The organism is Cupriavidus sp. UYPR2.512, from assembly GCF_000379565.1.
Lineage (GTDB): Bacteria > Pseudomonadota > Gammaproteobacteria > Burkholderiales > Burkholderiaceae > Cupriavidus.
On the sequence record NZ_KB902964.1, the window covers coordinates 80926 to 99421 of the forward strand.

Annotated in this window: 16 protein-coding genes and 1 tRNA gene; 10 read left to right on the plus strand and 7 right to left on the minus strand. The window is 66.5% G+C overall.

Annotation, left to right across the window (positions count from 1 at the left end; genetic code table 11):
- Positions 1-10 precede the first annotated feature (10 nt).
- Positions 11-85: transfer RNA gene (locus tag A3A5_RS0114160), tRNA-Gly, on the plus strand.
- A gap of 66 nt (positions 86-151) precedes the next feature.
- Positions 152-940 carry a tRNA (guanosine(46)-N7)-methyltransferase TrmB gene (trmB, locus tag A3A5_RS0114165; protein ID WP_026200774.1) on the plus strand — a complete coding sequence of 263 codons (789 nt, stop codon included), beginning with the start codon at positions 152-154 and terminating at the stop codon, positions 938-940.
- Positions 941-1009: 69 nt separating this feature from the next.
- On the opposite strand, the gene A3A5_RS0114170 is transcribed toward trmB, so the two are convergent.
- From A3A5_RS0114170 to A3A5_RS38550, 3 genes are all read right to left on the minus strand, one after another.
- On the minus strand, positions 1010-1891 hold the full coding sequence (locus A3A5_RS0114170) for an undecaprenyl-diphosphate phosphatase (RefSeq protein ID WP_026200775.1): 882 nt from the start codon (positions 1889-1891) through the stop codon (positions 1010-1012).
- 78 nt (positions 1892-1969) lie between these two features.
- The gene (locus A3A5_RS0114175) at positions 1970-2530 is read right to left on the minus strand and encodes a DUF1439 domain-containing protein (protein ID WP_018311223.1); all 561 of its coding nucleotides are present in this window, start codon (positions 2528-2530) and stop codon (positions 1970-1972) included.
- 41 nt (positions 2531-2571) lie between these two features.
- Positions 2572-2877: a hypothetical protein gene (locus tag A3A5_RS38550; RefSeq protein WP_035812602.1), complete on the minus strand. Its 306-nt coding sequence runs from the start codon at positions 2875-2877 to the stop codon at positions 2572-2574.
- A 271-nt stretch (positions 2878-3148) separates the two neighbouring features.
- Here A3A5_RS38550 and A3A5_RS0114190 point away from each other — a divergent pair, with 271 nt between their 5' ends.
- From A3A5_RS0114190 to A3A5_RS0114215, 6 genes are all read left to right on the plus strand, one after another.
- A complete protein-coding gene (locus A3A5_RS0114190) occupies positions 3149-3967 on the plus strand; it encodes a TetR/AcrR family transcriptional regulator (RefSeq protein WP_026200776.1) in 819 nt (272 codons plus the stop codon).
- 2 nt (positions 3968-3969) lie between these two features.
- Positions 3970-5079 (plus strand): efflux RND transporter periplasmic adaptor subunit, encoded by a 1110-nt coding sequence (locus tag A3A5_RS0114195; protein ID WP_018311227.1) that lies wholly within the window; start codon positions 3970-3972, stop codon positions 5077-5079.
- Between the two features lie 12 nt (positions 5080-5091).
- Positions 5092-8349, plus strand: coding sequence for an efflux RND transporter permease subunit (locus tag A3A5_RS0114200; protein WP_018311228.1), 3258 nt, complete (start codon positions 5092-5094; stop codon positions 8347-8349).
- A 113-nt stretch (positions 8350-8462) separates the two neighbouring features.
- Positions 8463-9116 carry a protein-L-isoaspartate O-methyltransferase gene (locus tag A3A5_RS0114205; protein WP_018311229.1) on the plus strand — a complete coding sequence of 218 codons (654 nt, stop codon included), beginning with the start codon at positions 8463-8465 and terminating at the stop codon, positions 9114-9116.
- 13 nt (positions 9117-9129) lie between these two features.
- Positions 9130-9453, plus strand: a complete 324-nt coding sequence (locus A3A5_RS0114210) for a rhodanese-like domain-containing protein (protein WP_018311230.1) — start codon at positions 9130-9132, stop codon at positions 9451-9453.
- A gap of 76 nt (positions 9454-9529) precedes the next feature.
- Positions 9530-11047 (plus strand): TolC family outer membrane protein, encoded by a 1518-nt coding sequence (locus A3A5_RS0114215; RefSeq protein ID WP_018311231.1) that lies wholly within the window; start codon positions 9530-9532, stop codon positions 11045-11047.
- 68 nt (positions 11048-11115) lie between these two features.
- Here the strand turns inward: A3A5_RS0114215 and A3A5_RS0114220 are convergent, their stop codons facing one another.
- Positions 11116-11940: an META and DUF4377 domain-containing protein gene (locus A3A5_RS0114220; RefSeq protein ID WP_018311232.1), complete on the minus strand. Its 825-nt coding sequence runs from the start codon at positions 11938-11940 to the stop codon at positions 11116-11118.
- Positions 11941-12238: 298 nt separating this feature from the next.
- Here A3A5_RS0114220 and A3A5_RS0114225 point away from each other — a divergent pair, with 298 nt between their 5' ends.
- Both A3A5_RS0114225 and A3A5_RS0114230 read left to right on the plus strand, forming a co-directional pair.
- Complete coding sequence (locus A3A5_RS0114225; RefSeq protein WP_232431348.1) at positions 12239-13588, plus strand: O-antigen ligase; 1350 nt, start codon at positions 12239-12241, stop codon at positions 13586-13588.
- Positions 13585-14676, plus strand: coding sequence for a glycosyltransferase family 4 protein (locus A3A5_RS0114230; protein WP_026200777.1), 1092 nt, complete (start codon positions 13585-13587; stop codon positions 14674-14676). The genes A3A5_RS0114225 and A3A5_RS0114230 overlap by 4 nt, the downstream gene beginning before the upstream one ends.
- 8 nt (positions 14677-14684) lie before the next feature.
- Here the strand turns inward: A3A5_RS0114230 and waaA are convergent, their stop codons facing one another.
- From waaA to A3A5_RS0114245, 3 genes are read right to left on the minus strand one after another with little or no spacing between them, the layout of a single operon-like run.
- Positions 14685-15974, minus strand: a complete 1290-nt coding sequence (gene waaA / locus A3A5_RS0114235; protein ID WP_018311235.1) for a lipid IV(A) 3-deoxy-D-manno-octulosonic acid transferase — start codon at positions 15972-15974, stop codon at positions 14685-14687.
- On the minus strand, positions 15974-17080 hold the full coding sequence (waaC, locus tag A3A5_RS0114240; protein WP_018311236.1) for a lipopolysaccharide heptosyltransferase I: 1107 nt from the start codon (positions 17078-17080) through the stop codon (positions 15974-15976). The genes waaA and waaC overlap by 1 nt, the downstream gene beginning before the upstream one ends.
- A complete protein-coding gene (locus A3A5_RS0114245; protein ID WP_018311237.1) occupies positions 17061-18446 on the minus strand; it encodes a phosphomannomutase/phosphoglucomutase in 1386 nt (461 codons plus the stop codon). The genes waaC and A3A5_RS0114245 overlap by 20 nt, the downstream gene beginning before the upstream one ends.
- Between the last annotated feature and the right edge of the window lie 50 nt (positions 18447-18496).

An 18496-nucleotide genomic window follows, 5' to 3' on the forward strand; every position in this document is an offset into this window, starting at 1 on the left:
GGCATGCTCTGCGGGCGTCGTATAATGGCCATTACCTTAGCTTCCCAAGCTAAAGACGTGGGTTCGATTCCCATCGCCCGCTCCACTTCCAGTCGAGACAAGCCGCCTTTGCCACCATTACGGTGATCTGCCCGGCGGCTTTTTTGTTGCCATGCTTCCCCAAGACCCCAGCACCGAACCGACGCCAGCTGACGACGCGGCGCCGGTAGACAGCGCCGGACAAGCGTCCGCACCCTCTCCTGCCGATCCTGAAGGCGTTGCGCATCCGCGCCGGATCCGTTCATTCGTGCGCCGCGCGGGGCGGACCTCGACCGGGCAGCAGCGTGCCATCGACGAAGTCGGGCCGCGCATGATGGTGCCGTACACGCCCCAGCCACTGGACTGGGAGGCGGCATTTGGCCGCAAGGCGCCGTCGATCCTGGAGATCGGCTTCGGCATGGGCGAGACCACCGCGCATATCGCCGGCCTGCGGCCGCAAGATAACTTCCTGGGCTGCGAGGTGCATGAGCCCGGCGTGGGCGCACTGCTCAAGCTGATCGACGAGCGCGGCCTGGGCAATGTGCGGATCCTCCAGCACGATGCGGTGGAAGTGATCGCGCATATGCTGACCGACGACTGCCTGGACGGCGTGCATATCTACTTCCCGGACCCCTGGCACAAGAAGCGCCACAACAAGCGCCGGCTGGTGCAGCCGCCGCTGGTGAAGGTGCTGGCCGCGCGCCTGAAGCCGGGCGGCTATATCCATTGCGCGACCGACTGGGAAGAGTATGCCCACCAGATGCTGGAAGTGCTGTCGGGCGAGCCGTTGCTGGAGAACACCTCGGCCGCTGCGGACGGATTTGCCGAGCGGCCGGATTACCGGCCCGTGACCAAGTTCGAGCGGCGCGGCGTGCGCCTCGGGCATGGCGTGTGGGACGTGGTCTTCCGCAAGCGCGCCTGAGCGCTGGCGACGGAGAAATAAAAAAGCGTGGCAGCTGCCACGCTTTTTTATTGCCTGCGGCAAACCCGCTCAGGCGTGCCAGGACACCAGGCCGGAGTATGCGGTCACCAGCACCACGATGCCGAAGGCGATGCGGTACCAGGCAAACGGCTTGAAGTCATGCGTGGCGACGAAACGCAGCAGCCAGCGCACGCACAGGAAGGCGGACAGGAAGGCAAAGACGAAGCCCACCGCGAAGATGCCGAGGTCGTCGGCGTTGAGCAGCGCGCGCGCCTTGTACAGTTCATAGACGGTGGCGCCGAAGATCACCGGGATCGCCAGGAAGAACGAGAACTCGGTGGCCACCTGCCGCGACAGCCCGAACAGCATGCCGCCGATGATGGTGGCGCCGGAGCGCGAGGTACCCGGCACCAGCGCGAAGCACTGCGCCAGGCCGACCTTTAGGGCGTCGCGCCAGTTCAGGTCATCGACCGATTCAATACGCGGCGCGCCGGCCTTGGCGGCCTCCAGCAGCGCATTGCCCTGCGGGTGCGAGACCGTGCCGCGGCGCGCGTCGCGCCATTCGGCCAGCAGGATCACCACGCCGCCAACGATAAAGGCCAGCGCCACCGAGACCGGGTTGAACAGGTGGGCCTTGATCCATTTGCCGAAGATAAAGGCCAGCACGATGGCCGGGACCGAGGCGATCACCACATTGGCGGCAAAGCGTTGCGCCAGCGGGTCGGTGCGCAGGCCGCGCACCACGTTGCCGATGCGCGCGCGGAACTCCCAGCAGACCGCCAGGATCGCGCCGAACTGGATCACGATCTCGAAGATCTTGCCCTTCTCGTCGTTGAAATCGAGCAGCTGGCCGGCCAGGATCAGGTGGCCGGTGCTGGAGATGGGAAGAAACTCGGTCAGTCCTTCGACGATGCCGAGTATCACGGCTTTCAGGGCAAGTGCGATTTCCATGCGGAACGGAGAAACGTAGTCATGGGCGTTGCCGGGCATGTGCGCCGGACCGCCCGGATTGTTGTTTGAGCGCCCCGGTCAGGGGCGGTTGATCTTGACGTTGATGCCGTCAGGCAAAACGGTGATTGTACCGGGTGCCACATTCATGCCGGCAACCCGCAGCTGGTCTTCGCGGAAGGTATAGAGCGGATAGCCCTGCAGCAGCTGCTCGGCCAGGATGCCGCCCAGCGCGTTGAGCTGGCGCGAGAACTGCGCGGGCATGCCCTGCACGTCGAAGCGCTGCACCTCGGGGTCCTGCAGCACCACCGAGCGCGTGGGCTCGTCATAGCGCAGGCCGCTGTCCAGCGCAAAACGCCCTGACAGGGCCCGGCTGAAGAACAGCTTGTTGTCGATCATGGCGTCAAACTGCACGTTGACGCGGTTGCGCGCCGGGTCCAGCGTCAGCTGCGGGTTGGCCAGCTGGATGTCGAACAGCTCCATATAGCGCTTGTTGAACGGAAACTTGCGCTCCAGCGCCGCCTGCAGCTGGCTTTGCGAGAAAGTGTATTCGTTGCGGAAGGCGCCGCATGCGGCCAGGCCCACGGCCAGCGTGGCCGCGGCAGCCGCGCCAAGCCAGCGCCTTCTGGAAGTCCGGATCATATTGCCTCCGATTGCGGGATATACGGGTCGCGTGCCAAGCGTCATGCGCGCGGACCGGGGCGCCCGGGCGTGGCCTGCGGCGCGGTCAGGATTTCCAGCCGGGTCAGCCAGTGCAGCGCGGCTTCGCGCGAATCTCCGCACATCTCGGCCGACGGCTTCAGGCCGCCGCAGAACGCAGGCCGGTCAGGCCTGCCGAACACCGCGCAGCGCATATCCGGCAGCAGCTGCGCGCACGGCACGCCCGCCGGCTTGCCGCCAGGCATGCCGGGCAGCGCTGAGGCGATCGACGGCGCAATGCAGCAGGCGCCGCAACCCGCGCGGCAGGAAAGGTCTGACCGGCAACTCATGACGATGGTTCAGGATGGGCGGCCGCCAGGCGGCCGGCACAAAGAGGACATTGTGCCCGAAGGGCCGCTGCCGTCCTGTAAGAAAACGAAAACGCGGCAAGCCGCGCCCCGGGGCATCCACCGGAAAAAGCGCACAAGGAGCCACACGTCGTAATTTAGCCTCAGCGCCGCCTCAGTGTGTTCCCGAGGGTCGCCGGCCTGTGCTTGACCCTCTCATGGCGCTAATCTACATTACTGACCCACAAGTTATTAACTTTCCGACCCGCCCCCCGTGCCCCGCAGTACCCGCAAGACATCCGTGAAAGCGCCCGCCGATCCGCACAAGCATGCCGAGACCCCGCGCTGGAGCCGGCGCAAGGCCGCCCGCCCGCAAGAGCTGGTGGCCGCGGCGCTCGACCTCTTCGTGGAGCGCGGGTATGCGGCCACGCGGCTGGAAGACGTGGCCGCGGCGGCGGGCGTGTCCAAGGGCACGGTCTATCTTTACTTCGCCAATAAGGAAGAACTGTTCAAGTCGGTGGTACGCGAGAACCTGGTGCCGGCACTGGTGCGCGGCTCCGACCTGGTCGACGCCTACGACGGCAGCACGCCCGAGCTGTTGCGCGAGCTGCTGCGCGGCTGGTGGGGCCTGATCGGCGCCACGCCGGTGGCGGGCCTGACCAAGCTGATCATGGCGGAGTCGGCCAATTTCCCGGACATCGCCCGCTTTTATAGCGAGGAAGTGATCGTCCCGGCCGAAGAGTTGTTTGCCAAAGTGCTGGACCGCGGCGCGGCCCGTGGTGAATTCCGCGCGATGCCAGCCAATCCCACCACCACGCTGATCTGCGCGCCGCTGCTGTTCCTGATGCTGTGGCAGCGCGCACTGCGTGCCACCGCGCAGAAGGACATCGACCCCGAAACCTTCCTGGACAGCCTGCTGGACACGCTGCTGTTCGGGCTGACCACCGGGGAAGCCCGCGATCGCCCGCTGCCGCCGCAAACCGGCCCCTATATCTGGGAACGTATCCGCAACGACATGCTGGCGCAACAGGCCGCCGCCCGGATGGATAGCGACGCCGAGCCCGACCCTCCTGCGCCCCGACCCGGCCCCTGAACATGAAGCGAAAGACCCTGCTGATCACCGCCGCCTGCATCGCCCTTGCGCTGAGCGCGACGGCCGCCGTGCGCAAGGCCGGCAGCGCGCGCCAGCCGCAGGCGGCGGCTCCGGTCGCCAATATCGTGGAGTTCCTGCAGACCGACCTGGTCAGCGTGTCGCGCCAGGATCTGCAGGTCTCGTTGCCGCTGTCGGGCGGCCTGCGCGCGCTGAACCAGGCATCGGTCAAGGCCAAGGTCTCCGGCGAGGTCAAAGAGGTGCTGGTGCGCGAAGGCGAGCCGGTGCGCGCCGGGCAAGTGATCGTGCGCATCGACGCGACCGAATACGAGGCCAGGGTGGCGCAGGCGCGCGGGCAGATGCTAGCCACGCGCGGGCAGTTCGAGAACTCGCGCCAGACCTGGGAGCGCAACCGCGATCTGGTCGGCAAGGGCTTTATCTCCAAGACCGCATTCGACAAGTACCAGGCCGACCTGGACGTGGCCCGCGCCAACCTTGACGCGGCCCAGGGCGGCCTGGCGGTGGCGCAGAAGGCGCTGGCCGACACCGTGGTCAAGGCGCCGCTCGATGGCATGGTGGCAGCGCGCGCGGTGCAGCCGGGCGAAAAGGTCTCGCCGGATACGCGCCTGGTGGACGTGGTCGACCTGCGCGTGCTGGAACTGGAAGCACCGATCCCGATGGCGGACGTGGCGCGCGCCGCGGTCGGCCAGCCGGTGGCGCTGGACGTGGAAGGCGCCGGCCGCTTTACCGGCAAGCTGGTGCGCATCAACCCGGCCGTCAGCCAGGGCACGCGCAGCATCATGGTCTATATCCGCGTCGGGAATGCAGAGCAGACGCTGCGCGCCGGCATGTTCGCGCGCGGCGCGCTGGTACTGGGCGAGCATGCCGGCGTAGTGGCGGTGCCGTCCTCGGCGGTGCGCACGGAAGGCGAGCGCGCCTTCGTCTATGCCATCGACAAGGACACGCTGGCCGAGCGCCCGGTGCAGCTTGGCATCCGCGACGAGGCCAGCGGCATGGTGGAAATCGTCTCCGGGCTGGACGCTGGCGCCGAGATCGTCCGCAACAACCTTGGCACGCTGCGCAGCGGCAGCCAGGTCAAGCGCGTCAAGGCGTAAGGGACCCGCGCCATGTGGTTCACCCGCCTGTCGATCCGCAACCCGGTGCTGGCCACCATGATGATGATGGCCTTCATCGTGGTGGGGCTGTTCTCTTACCAGCGGCTGCCGGTCGACCAGTTTCCCGACATCACCTTCCCGGTGGTGGTGGTGCAGACCGAATACCCGGGCGCCGCGCCGGAGTCGGTGGAGTCCGACGTGACGCGCAAGGTCGAGGAGATCGTCAACACCATCTCCGGCATCGACGAGATCTTCTCGCACTCCTACCAGGGCACTTCGGTCGTCGTCATCAAGTTCGACCTGAGCGTCGACGTCGGCCAGGCCGCGCAGGACGTGCGCGACAAGATCGCGCTGATCCGCCCGCAGTTCCGCGACGAGGTCAAAGAGCCGCGCGTGCTGCGCTATGACCCGTCCGACGCGCCGGTCTTCTATCTCTCGGTCTCCAACGCACCGGGCGCCACCCGCAGCCAGCGCGAGCTGACCACCATCGCCGACCAGATCGTGCGCAAACGGCTGGAGACGGTGCGCGGCGTGGGCGCCATCAATATCGTGGGCGGCACCAAGCGCGAGGTCGAGATCCGCATCCGGCCCGCGCAGCTGGAGGCGCTGGGCATCGGCGTGGACCAGGTGATGAACGCCATCCGCAACGAGAACCAGGAACTGCCCGCGGGCGAGCTGCGTTCCTCGGCCACGGAAACCGTGGTGCAGATCAAGGGCCGCGTGCCCACGCCGGACGCCTTCCGCCAGATCATCGTGGCGCGCCGCGCCGGCCAGCCGGTCACGCTGGGCGAGATTGCCGATGTGCGCGACGGCCAGGAAGAGCAGGAAAGCCTGGCGCTGCTGGACGGCAAGCGCGCCCTGTTCCTGTCAGTGGTGAAGGCACAGGGCCAGAACACCGTCAATACCGTCGACGGCCTGGTGCGCATGACCGAGGAAACACGCAAGCTGGTGCCCGCCGGCGTGCAGCTGAACGTGGTCAACGACACCGCGCGCGGCATCCGCAGCAGCGTCAGGGAGGTGCGATCGACGCTGCTCGAAGGCGCCTTCCTGACGGTGGCGATCGTGTTCCTGTTCCTCGGCTCCTGGCGCAGCACCGTGATCACCGGGCTGACGCTGCCGATTGCGCTGATCGGCACCTTCGGCGTGATGTATATGTGCGGCTTCACGCTCAACGTGATCACGCTGATGGCGCTGTCGCTGTGCGTGGGCCTGCTGATCGACGATGCCATCGTGGTGCGCGAGAACATCGTGCGCCACAACCTCATGGGCAAGGACCACCGCACCGCAGCGCTGGACGGCACCAACGAGATCGGGCTGGCGGTGCTGGCCACCACCTTCTCGATCGTGGCGGTGTTCCTGCCGGTGGGCTTCATGGGCGGCATCATCGGGCGCTTCTTCCACCAGTTCGGCATCACGGTGGTGGCGGCGGTGCTGATCTCGATGTTCGTCTCGTTCACGCTGGACCCGATGCTGTCATCGGTCTGGCACGACCCGGACCTGCACGGCACCGGCAACAAGACAAGCTGGTACGGGCGCACCGTGGGACGGCTGCTGGACTGGTTCTCGGCAAAGATGGACAAGCTTGGCAATGGCTATGCCGGCATGCTGGGCTGGGCGCTGAAGCACCGCCTGGCCACCGCCATCATCGCCGCGGTGACCTTCTTCGGCAGCTTTGCGCTGGTGCCGCTGATCGGCACGGAATTCGTGCCCAATGCCGATCTGGGCGAGACCCAGGTGGGCTTCACCACGCCGGTCGGCACCTCCATCGAAGTCACCGAAGCCAAGGTGCGGCAGGTGGAAGCCGCGCTGAAGTCCTTCCCCGAAGTGGCCTACACCTATGCCACCATCAACTCGGGCAATGCCTCGGGCCGCAACAATGCGCTGGTGTCGGTGCGCCTGACTGAGCGGCGCTCGCGCCAGTTGTCCACCGCGCAGCTCAACCCGCTGATCCGGCAGCGCCTGGCGGGCATTGCCGGCATCACGCTGACCATGGTGGGCATGCCCGACGGCGCCGGCGGCCAGAAGGCGATCCAGGTATCGATCCAGGGCGATGACCTGGACGAACTGCGGCGCCTGTCCAGGGAAGCAGGCACGCGCATGAAAGCGATCCGCGGCCTGGCCGACCTGGATTCGAGCATGAAGGACGACCGCCCCACCATCGAGGTGCGCATCCGGCGCGAGCTGGCATCAGACCTGGGCGTGGGCGTGGCGCAGATCGGCAATGCCCTGCGCCCGCTGCTGGCCGGCGACGCCATCAGCGCATGGCGCGCCCCGGATGACGAGAACTACGACGTGCGCGTGCGCCTGCCCAGGGACGCGCGCACCGGCATGGCCGACCTGAGCGCGCTGATGATCGCCAGCAGCCAGACCAACGCCGACGGCTCGCCCAGGATGGTGCCGCTGCGCCAGATCGCCGAGCTGGTGCCGACCACCGGCGCCAACCAGATCAGCCGGCGCGACCTGAACCGCGAGGTCGAGCTGACCGCCAACGTGGCCGGGCGCTCGGCCGGCGAAGTCGCGCGCGACGTCAAGGCCGCGCTGGACGGCATGAGCTGGCCGGCCGGCTACAAGTACCGCTTTGGCGGCTCGACCAAGTCGATGAACGAGTCCTTCGGCTACGCCGTCTCGGCGCTGGCACTGGCGGTGATCTTCATCTACATGATCCTGGCCTCGCAGTTCGCCAGCTTCTTCCAGCCGGTCGCCATCATGACCTCGCTGCCGCTTACGCTGATCGGCGTGTTCGCGGCGCTGCTGCTGTTCCGCTCGACGCTGAACATGTTCTCGATCATCGGCTTCATCATGCTGATGGGGCTGGTGACCAAGAACGCGATCCTGCTGGTGGATTTTGCCAACCAGGCGCGCCAGGGCCATGTGGACGGCGCCGACGGCAGGCAGCCGCTGTCGCGCGAGGCGGCACTGGTGGAGGCCGCGCGCGTGCGGCTGCGCCCGATCCTGATGACGACGCTGGCGATGATCTTCGGCATGGTGCCGCTGGCCTTCAGCCTGGGCGAAGGCGCCGAGCAGCGCGCGCCGATGGGCCAGACCGTGATCGGCGGGATCATTACCTCGTCGATCCTGACGCTGGTGGTGGTACCGGTGATCTATACGTATCTTGATGATTTTGGGGCCTGGCTGCGGCGGCTCTGGCAAGGCAAGGACGCCACGCCGGCCGCCAGCGAGCCCGCGGGCCCGCAGCAGGCCACGCCCGGCCGGCCCGCGGCGCCAGCCCTGCCGGAACCTAAAGCCCCGGCGGAGGCCAGCGCGGAATGAGCCTGGCGGCGTCTGCAAGGTTAAAATAGTAGGTTTGATAAGACTGTCCGGCCGTGGCACCGCGCGGCCGGCGCACAGACCGACAGCGGTTGGCATTGGTAAGGAATGGCAAGATGGATCTCGAAAAAGCCCGATTCAACATGATCGAACAGCAAATCCGCCCGTGGGACGTGCTGGACCAGGAAATCCTGGACCTGCTGGCGGTGGTCAAGCGGGAGCAGTTCGTCCCGGCCGCGTACGCCTCGCTGGCGTTTGTCGACATGGAGATTCCGCTGCCCGCCGGGCAGAACATGCTGGCGCCGCGCGTGGAAGCCCGCATCCTGCAGGACCTGGCCGTGCGCAAGCATGAGAACGTGCTGGAAATCGGCGCCGGCTCCGGCTACATGGCCGCCCTGCTGGCCAACCGCGCGCGCCACGTGCTGACCGTGGACATCGTGCCCGGGCTGGTCGAGCTGGCCCGCACCAACCTGGCCAACGCCGGCGTCACCAACGTCGATGTAGCCGAAGGCAACGCCGCCGACGGCTGGAGCGCGGCCGCGCCCTACGACGTGATCTGCATCTCGGGCTCGCTGCCGGCGATTCCGCAGTCGATCCTGTCGCAGGTCAAGGTGGGCGGCCGCATCGCCGCCTTCATCGGCGAGCTGCCGGTGATGGAAGCACGCCTGGTCACGCGCGTGTCCGAGACCGAATACCAGGTCGTCAACCTGTTCGAAACCGCGGTCAAGCCCCTGCAGGGCGCGGCCCGGCCGTCGCAATTCCAGTTCTGAGGACGGAACCACCATGCAGGTCATCAAAGCGACCGAACTGGCCAAGTGGCTGGCCGATGCCAGCCGCGCCAAGCCGGTCCTGCTCGACGTGCGTGAAGGCTGGGAGGTGCAGACCTGCGCCATGCCCGGCATCACCCACATCCCGATGCGGGACATCCCCGCGCGCGCGGCCGAACTCGACGAAGACGCCGACATCGTCTGCATCTGCCACCACGGCGCACGCAGCATGCAGGTGGCGGCCTACCTGGAGCGCCAGGGCTACGCCAAGGTCTACAACCTGACCGGCGGCGTCGACGCCTGGGCCAGCGATGTCGACCCGGCCATGCCGAAGTACTGAAGCGGCAGTCCAGCGCAGCAACACCAAGAAGAAACGACTGTAGCCCGCGGCCCGCGCCCGGCAACCTGGAGCTTTCATGACGTTTGCGCCCAACGCCCTGCCCGGAGTGATCCGGACACGCCTGGCGATCGCGGTTTCCCTGCTTGCCCCGCTGCTGGCCATGATGCCCGCGGCACCGGCAAGCGCGGCCGACCTGCTGCAGGTCTATCGCGATGCGCAAGCCAATGACGCACAGTTCGCCAGCGCGCGCGGGCAGCTGCTGGCCACGCGCGAGAAGCTGCCGCAGGGCCGTGCCGGGCTGCTGCCGCAGGTGGTCGGCACCGCGGGCGCCAACCGCACCAAGCTGGACCAGACTGCCTCCTTGCCGATCGGCGGCTCGCCCAGTGCCTCCGGCACGCGTTTCTTCAACAACAACAACTGGCAGCTGCAGCTGAGCCAACCGCTGTTCCGCTGGGACCGCTGGGAAACCTACAAGCAGGGCGAACTGGCGTCGCTGGCCGGTGAAGTCAGCTTCCGCCAGGCCGAGCTCGACCTGATCACGCGCAGCGCGCAGGCCTACTTCGACGTGCTGGCGGCACAGGACAACCTCTACCTGGCACGCGCGCAGAAAAAGGCCATCTCCGAGCAGCTGGAGCAGGCCAAGCGCAATTTTGAGGTCGGCACCGCCACCATCACCGACACCAACGACGCCCAGGCCCGCTACGACCTGGCCAGCTCGACCGAGATCGCCGCGCAGAGCGACCTGGAGATCAAGCGCGCCACGCTGCAGCAGATCACCGGCAAGCCGGTCGACGAAGTGCTGGGCCTGCGCCCCGAAGCGCCCATCCCCGGTCCGCAGCCGCCCGACGTGAACGCCTGGGCCACGCAGGCAGAGACCAGCAACCTGCAGGTGAACCTGGCCAGCTACAACCTGGAAACCGCCCAGCGCGAGACCAACAAGGCCAAGGCCGGCCACCTGCCCTCGGTCGACCTGGTGGCCTCATACGGCTTCACCAACCAGACCGGCAGCGCCACGCAGGCGATCTCCACCCATTACAACGCCTCGCAGATCGGCGTGCAGCTGACCATGCCGATCTTCGCCGGCGGCCAGATCCAGTCGCGCGTGCGCGAGACCCTGGCCCTGGCCGACAAGGCCGCCAGCGACCTGGAATTCGCGCGCCGCACCGCCGCACAGACGGCCCGCCAGACCTACTCCGGCGTGTCCAACGGCCTGGCCCAGGTCAAGGCCCTGGAAGCCGCCGAACGCTCGGCCACCAGCGCGGTGGAATCCAACCAGCTCGGCTATGAAGTGGGCGTGCGCATCAATATCGACGTGCTCAACGCCGAAGCGCAACTGTTCTCCACCCGGCGCGACCTGGCCAAGGCCCGCTACGACACCATCATGAACGGCCTGCGGCTGAAGGCCTCCACTGGCGTGCTGCAGGAGGACGACGTGGTGCAGATCAACACTCTGCTGACCTCGTCGCCGGGCGCACTGTACAAGCTGCCCGCGCCCGCCCAGGCCGGCGCCAAGGCCCCGGCAAACCCGCGCGCCGCGGTCGAGCGCCGCGGCACGCGGCGCGAAGCCACGCCCGCCGGCGCACCGCGCACCTGATCCTCCGGAGAACGCCGCAATGCAAATGGGCCGCAACTGCGACCCATTTGCATGAACGGCGTCGCGCCCTACTTCGCCCGCGTACGCGACTCCACCTTCAGCAGCTGCCAGCGGATCGACGACGCATCCGCCGGCGGATTTGGCACCGGGTACTCACGCACGCGCAGCTTGTAGGCGACGCCCGGCTCAAAGTCCAGCCCCTCGATCGGGCCATACCAGAGCTGCCACGGCGCCTCCGGCGATTCGCGCCAGCGATAGCACGTCATCTTGCCCACGCCCGAGCACTCCACGCGCTGCGAATCGATATAGACCACCTTCTCGACGCCGCCGGCTTCCACGCTCGCACCGCGCTTGCCCACGCCTTCGCGCTCGACAAACTGCAGCAAATCGCCGCCAGCGGTCTTCCAGATGATCTGCCGCCCCGTGCTGCCCGCGGACGGCTGCGTGCCGACCGTGGCAAACGGCGTCTGCATCGCCTTGAGCAGGGCCGACTCCAGCTCCATGCGCGGCGGCGGGCAAGCCATGCGCGTGCCGGCGATGCGGTCAAAGCGGATGCCGGTGTCGGTCTTGCCATAGCTCCCGGTAAAGCGGTTGCAGCCACTGGTGCCGCTGACCGTGCCCTGCGCGGCATCGATGCCCTCATTGAACTCAAAAATGATGGGCTGGCCGTTGTCGCCGTGCGGGATATCGCGCAGCGCGCCGTCGGGCTGCTGCCAGCGCACCAGTTCCCAGCGGCTGGGGCCGGAGGGTTGGGTCTGGTTGAGGTTGGTGCCGGCGGAGGGGAGGTCCGGTGCTGTCGCGGTCGTGCAGGCCCCGAGCATCGCTGCCACCAGCAAAGCGGCCGCGCCGCGGGCAGGCAGAGCAAAGGGAAGCAGGCAGGTACGGCTGTGCATGAAGAACTCCTGTGATTAGCCGCGCAAGAACGGCCGCATGGCTTGTGCAGTCGGCAGGTATGACAAGGTGCATGTCGGAAAGTGCACACCGCCTAGGAATCACTAGTTTAGCAAGCGGCCTACGCGCCGATATTAAAAAGTACCGCTTACGGCACATACATCCTGTAACGCCTCACCCAGCTCAGGCGGTTAGGATGCGAGGCATCAAGAAAAGCCACCGTGGCCATCCGATATAATCGCCCCGCCTGACACAGCAATGTGGCCAAAAGGCACGGCCGCTCAAGAGGCGGTGACAATAATGAAAGGATGGAACGGCACGCCTTGCGTGCACCAACCCTTCCATCGGAATACTCTCTCCATGCTCTTGATGACGAGATTGCAGAGATCCCCATCGCATGGGATCGACAAAGCTCTATACATGGGCGGCTGTGCCATCCTGGCTGCGTTCCCAGCTCTCATGTTTGTCAAGCCGTCGTTCAGCAACACCTGCTACGCGATGCTGCTCGGCTGGAGTGCTTATGCCGTCGTGTCCGGGGGACGCGAGGGCCTGGCCGAGTGTGCTGACCTGCTTCGGCGGCACTGGACGTTCATGCTGGCCATGGCGGCGCTGCCGCTGGCCTTGCTGCTCCAGCAACTGCTGACGGGGGTGGAGGTGCCGCATGTGCCTTATCTATCCCTGCGTTTTGCTTTATTCATTCCGCTAGTCTTGGGGATGGTACGGCTTGGCAGGGGTGGGATGCGAAGCGTTCAGTGGGGGTTTGTAGCTTGCACGTTCTTTTCCGCCGTTTGGATTCACCAGGCTGCCGCTGCGGGTCGCCCAGATCACGTTGGGGTCTCCAATATCATTCCCTTTAGCAATCTTTCCCTGCTGATGGGGATACTGGCCCTGATTTCAATTGGGTGGGATCGCCCCAGAGACTATCTGCTATCGAGCCTAAAGCTGCTGGCCGGCTTTGCCGGCCTGTACGCCTCATACATGAGCGGCACGCGTGGCGGTTGGCTCGCTATCCCCGTGCTAGCCCTCATCGCCCTGGCTGCATCTCACAGGTTGACGCGAACGCACAAGGCGGCGGCCCTTGCTGGATTGGCTGGCGTCATGGCCCTCACATGGTTCTCTAGCGTGTGGGTGCAGCAGCGCACGGTACAGGTTGTATCCGAAGTGTCTCAATTCAATCAGCATGTAACCTCGGACACCTCAATCGGAATACGGCTGCAGCTCTGGCGAACCTCACTGGAACTGATACAAGCACATCCCTGGACCGGCGTGGGACCGGAGAACTTCGAGCGGACCCTCGAAACGCTGGGGGCGCAGCATGTGATCACCCCACTGGCAGCCACCATGCCGCATTCACACAATGAGCTCCTGCATGCTACGGCCACGCTTGGCATTCCAGGTCTACTGGCAATCCTTGCACTGTATCTGGTACCGGCGGCCTTCTTCCTGCGCCACCTTGGCGATGCAGACCGCGGCGCGCAAGTGGCCAGTGCCATGGGCCTGGCCCTGTGCTTCGGCTTCATGGTGTTCGGCCTGACCGAGGTCATGTTTGCCACAACCCTGGTCAATGCCTTCTACAGCCTGATCATGGCCGTGTGCTTTGCCTACGTTGTAGCGCGCAAGGATGCAATGCCAGTACAGGCGGCCAGTTGAGCCTGGGCTCACGACGCCACATCTGCTTCCTGACCGGAACATTGAATGCGATGGCCGGCGCGGAACGGATGACGGCAACCGTCGCTAATGCGCTGGCCGACCTTGGCCATCACGTCACGATCCTGAGCCTCTGGGACGCTGCCAGCCAGTTTCCGCTGCATCCGCGCATCCGCCACGAAGCGCTGTTCGCGCAACGCCCTTCCTTCAAGCGCGCCTATCTCGCCACGGTCACCGGCATTCGCCGGCACTGCATTGAACATCGGATCGATGTACTGGTACAGGTCGACACCATGCTCGAACTCTTCGTGCTGCCGGCCACCCTTGGCCTGGCCCTGCACCATATCGCGTGGGAGCATTGCCACTTCGACGAGGATCTGGGCAAGCCGGCACGCAAGGTGGCACGCCGGCTGGCCGCGCAGTTCTGCCGGCAGGTAGTCGTGCTGACCGAGCGGGACCGCCGCCGCTGGCTTGAGGCACTGCGGCCGCGCAGCGAGGTCGTCTGCCTCCCGAATCCGCTGCCATTTCCGATGCCCGCCGAACCCGCGCCGCGCATAAAAAAGGCCGTGCTGGCCATGGGCCGGCTGGTCCAGGCGAAAGGCTTCGACGTCTTGCTGCGCGCCTGGCAGCAGGTGGCGCAAGCGGAACCGGAATGGCAACTGGTCATCCACGGCGAAGGCGAAGAGCGCCCTGCCCTCACTGCGCTGATCGGCCAGCTAAGACTGGAAGACCGGGCCAGCCTGCCAGGTATTTGCCATGATCCGGCGCAGGCCTATGGGCGGGCGTCGGTCTTCTGCCTGAGTTCGCGCTATGAGGGGTTCGGGCTGGTGCTGATCGAAGCGATGGCCTTCGGCCTGCCGATCGTATCGACCGATTGCGAGACCGGCCCCCGGGAGCTGCTCGTTCCAGGACAGGATGCTCTGGTGGTTGCCGCGGAGGATGCCGATGCGCTGGCCAAGGCGCTGCTGACGGTGATCCGGCAACCGGAACTGGCGAGCCGCCTTGGCGCCGGTGGCCGCCACAAGGCAAGCCATTTCACGCTGGAGCGGCTTGCCCTGCAGTGGGATGCCCTGGTCAAGGCACCGGGGTAAGCACCGGATCAGCCTTCCAGCGCCGGGGCCAGCGCAGCGAGGGTGCGCACGGTGGCGCCCCGATGCAGGCCCGCAAAGGTGTGCGCATGCGCGCGCATATCCGCGAGCCGGGCTGGGTCGGCCAGCACGCTTGCCGCAGTGCGCATCAGCGCATCGGCATTGTCGACGCGCAGGCAAGCGCCCGCGGCAATCGCGTCTTCCGTCGCCTGCGCAAAGTTGTAGGTATGCGGGCCAACCAGCACCGGCGTGCCGACCGCGCAGGCCTCGATCAGGTTCTGCCCGCCCAGCGGCAGCAGGCTGCCACCGATAAAGGCAAGATCCGACGCCGCAAAGTACATCGCCATCTCGCCCATCGAATCGCCCAGCACGATATCGGCAGTCAGCGGCGACTGGACCGCGTTGAGATCCAGTGCACTCCGGCGCTCGACCGAGAACCCGGCACGCGCTGCCATCGCGGCAACTTCATCGAAGCGCTGCGGGTGACGAGGGATCAGCAGCAGAGCGGGACGCGGGACATCGCCCGCCAGCGACTGCCAACGGGAGAAGGCATCGAGCAACATCGGCTCCTCTCCCTCGCGCGTGCTGGCGGCCGCCAGCACCGCACGCGTGCCAAAGGCCTTGCGCAACTGCTCGCCCAGCGCAACGCCTGCCGGCGCCGGCTGCATATCGAATTTCAGGTTGCCGGTGATCTGCACCGCCGGCACGCCCAATGCTTGAAAGCGGTCGGCATCACCCGCCGTCTGCGCCAGCACGCCCGCAAAATCCCCATACATGACCGCCGCCGCGCGCCCAAACCGCGCCGTGCGCCGGAAGCTGCGCGGCGACAGGCGCGCATTGACCAGATACAACGGCACCCCCGCCTTGCGCGCGCCACGCACCAGGTTGGGCCACACCTCCGTCTCCATCAGCATGCCCGCCTGCGGCCGGAAATATCGCATGAACCGCCCCACCAGCCATGGCAGGTCATACGGCAGGTAGCACTGCAGGATGCGCGGCTCCTTGCCGAACAGCTGTGCACCGGTCTGGCGGCCGGTCGGCGTCATGTGCGTCAGCAGCAGGCGGTGGTGCGGATAGGCGCCGAGCAGCGCGTCGATCAGCGGCTGCGCCGCGCGGGTCTCGCCTACTGACACGGCGTGGACCCATAACCACGGACCTTTCCGGGGCAGGCTGCCGTAGACACCCAGGCGCTCGCCGACATGCTGCACGTAGCCCGGCTCCTTGCGCGCACGCCAGGCCAGCCGCAGCAGCGCCAGCGGCAGCACCACCACCCACAACATGCTATAGAGCAAACGCAGCATCAGGCAGCCACTCCGCGCACGCGGCAAGCCGCGTCGTAGACCTCATCGACCGACGGCACCACGCCGTCGTCACCGACATTGGCGATGCGCGCGGACCAGTAGCCCTCAGTCTTCCAGCGCCACGTGGCCGTATAGATCTCCACCGTCGGCCGGCACAACGCCGCGGCGATATGGACCAGGCCCGTATCGACCCCGATCACCACCTCGGCCCGGTTGATCAGCCCGAAACCCTGCATCACCGAGAAACGCGGCAACACCCTCGCCTGCGGCACACCGGCAGCGATCTCTTCGGCAGCCTGGCGTTCCTTGTCATTGCCCCACGGCAACAACATCACCAGACCCTCATCAGCCAGCCGCCTGCCCAGCGCATGCCAGTTCTGCACCGCCCATTTCTTGCGCGCGCCAGCAGTCGCATGGAAGCACACCGCATAGCGCGCAGGCAGGTCGCCCCACAGCGGATCGTCCACATGCAGCGACTGCGCGGCAGGCCCGAAAAACTGCGGCGGCTCCGCCGGCGCAAGCCCGGTCAGCGCAGCGCCCAGCAAGCGCGAGCGCCGCACCGAATGCGTCTGGCGCGGCACGCGCACCGGATCGGTGTATAGCAGCCGCGCCGCCGGCTCATAGCCGGAGCCCTGCGTGGCATTGCCCAGCCCGATAATCGGCGCACCGGGCGCCCGCGCGGCCACGCGCGCGACCACCGCGGTCTTGAGCAAACCCTGGCTCTCGATCACCGCGTCATAGCGCTCCTGGCGCAACGCGTCACGCACCTCGCCCACCTCGCGCCAGGTGCCGCCCTGCAGGATGCGCTTGCGCCAGCGCCGCAGCGCAAACGGGATCACCCGGCGCACCTCCGGCAACAGCCGGACAAGCTCGACATAGCCCTCTTCCACCACCCAGTCGATCTCGGCACCCGGCCAGCGCGCGCGCAGATCGTGCACCAGCGGCATGTTGTGCACCACGTCACCGAGAGACGACACCTTGACCAGCAGTATGCGCGGCCGTTCCGGCAGTGTGAAAGCCACCGCGGCCGGCGTGGGCTGCGCCACACCGGCCGCGTCCGACGATGCCGGGGGCACCGTCGCGCGCTCAGAACGGGAGCTGAGCATCCGGCTTCTCTGCCAGGATCACGCGCTTGAACTCCGCCTGGATACGCGCCAGCGCGGCATCGTTGTCCGCCTCAAAACGCATCACCACCACCGGGGTGGTGTTGGACGGGCGTGCCAGGCCGAAGCCATCGGCATACTCCACGCGCACGCCATCGATGGTGATCACCTCACGCGCCCCTTCGAACTTCGCGTTCGCCTTGATCTTGTCCAGCAGCGTGAACGGCTCGCCCTCCGCGCACTTGAGCTGCAGCTCCGGCGTGTTGTTGGCGTTCGGCAGGGCGTTCAGCACAGCACTCGGGTCAGCCTGGCGCGACAGGATCTCCAGCAGGCGCGCGCCGGTGTACATGCCATCGTCAAAGCCATACCAGCGGTCCTTGAAGAACACGTGGCCGCTCATCTCGCCAGCGATCGGCGCACCAGTCTCCTTCAGCTTGGCCTTGACCAGCGAATGGCCGGTCTTCCACATCAGCGGCTCGCCGCCGTGCTGGCGGATCCACGGGGCCAGCTTGCCGGTGCACTTCACGTCGTAAATGACCTGGGCACCCGGGTTGCGCGACAGGATCTCTTCAGCAAACAGCATCAGCTGGCGATCCGGGAAAATCACCTGCCCGCCCTTGGTCACCACGCCCAGCCGGTCACCATCGCCATCGAAGGCCAGGCCCAGCTCACAGTCGGTCTCGCGCAGGGCCTTCATCAGGTCCTGCAGGTTCTCGATATGTGCGGGATCGGGGTGGTGGTTGGGGAAGTTGCCGTCCACGTCGCAGAACAGCTCCGTCACTTCGCAGCCCAGGCCACGGAACAGGTCACCCACGAAGGCGCCGGCCACGCCGTTGCCGGCATCCAGGGCAATCTTCATCGGACGGGCCAGCTTGACGTCGCTGATGATGCGATCGAGATACTTTTGACGCACATCGACTTGCTTGTAGGTGCCGGCACCGCTGCTGAACTGGGCGGCTTCGATCCGCTGGCGCAGCGCCTGGATCTGCTCGCCATAGATCGCCTTGCCGGCCAGCACCATCTTGAAACCGTTGTAGTCCGGCGGATTGTGGCTGCCGGTGACCATGATGCCGGACGTCGGGCGGACGCCGTCGATCTCGATGTTGGTGGCGAAGTAGACCATGGGGGTGGCTACCAGGCCGATGTCGATCACGTCCAGGCCGGCAGCGCGCAGGCCTTCTACCAGGCCGGAGATGAGGTCGGGGCCGGAGAGGCGGCCGTCGCGGCCTACTACGACGGTCTTTTCGCCAAGCTCTGCTGCTGCCGAACCGAACGACAGGCCGATCAGGCGAGCAACGTCGCGGGTGAGCGTTTTACCCACGATGCCGCGGATGTCATAGGCTTTGAAAATGGAGGGATCGATTTGCATGTGGCTTCCTGTAGCGGTTGTCGGCCGCGCCGCACCCTGGCATAGGGAAC

Coding starts and splice junctions, on each gene's coding strand:
- trmB (WP_026200774.1), top strand. CDS start 152: ATGCTTCCCCAAGACCCCAGCACCGAACCGACGCCAGCTGACGACGCG.
- A3A5_RS0114170 (WP_026200775.1), bottom strand. CDS start 1,891: ATGGAAATCGCACTTGCCCTGAAAGCCGTGATACTCGGCATCGTCGAA.
- A3A5_RS0114175 (WP_018311223.1), bottom strand. CDS start 2,530: ATGATCCGGACTTCCAGAAGGCGCTGGCTTGGCGCGGCTGCCGCGGCC.
- A3A5_RS38550 (WP_035812602.1), bottom strand. CDS start 2,877: ATGAGTTGCCGGTCAGACCTTTCCTGCCGCGCGGGTTGCGGCGCCTGC.
- A3A5_RS0114195 (WP_018311227.1), top strand. CDS start 3,970: ATGAAGCGAAAGACCCTGCTGATCACCGCCGCCTGCATCGCCCTTGCG.
- A3A5_RS0114200 (WP_018311228.1), top strand. CDS start 5,092: ATGTGGTTCACCCGCCTGTCGATCCGCAACCCGGTGCTGGCCACCATG.
- A3A5_RS0114205 (WP_018311229.1), top strand. CDS start 8,463: ATGGATCTCGAAAAAGCCCGATTCAACATGATCGAACAGCAAATCCGC.
- A3A5_RS0114210 (WP_018311230.1), top strand. CDS start 9,130: ATGCAGGTCATCAAAGCGACCGAACTGGCCAAGTGGCTGGCCGATGCC.
- A3A5_RS0114215 (WP_018311231.1), top strand. CDS start 9,530: ATGACGTTTGCGCCCAACGCCCTGCCCGGAGTGATCCGGACACGCCTG.
- A3A5_RS0114220 (WP_018311232.1), bottom strand. CDS start 11,940: ATGCACAGCCGTACCTGCCTGCTTCCCTTTGCTCTGCCTGCCCGCGGC.
- A3A5_RS0114225 (WP_232431348.1), top strand. CDS start 12,239: ATGAAAGGATGGAACGGCACGCCTTGCGTGCACCAACCCTTCCATCGG.
- waaA (WP_018311235.1), bottom strand. CDS start 15,974: ATGCTGCGTTTGCTCTATAGCATGTTGTGGGTGGTGGTGCTGCCGCTG.
- waaC (WP_018311236.1), bottom strand. CDS start 17,080: ATGCTCAGCTCCCGTTCTGAGCGCGCGACGGTGCCCCCGGCATCGTCG.
- A3A5_RS0114245 (WP_018311237.1), bottom strand. CDS start 18,446: ATGCAAATCGATCCCTCCATTTTCAAAGCCTATGACATCCGCGGCATC.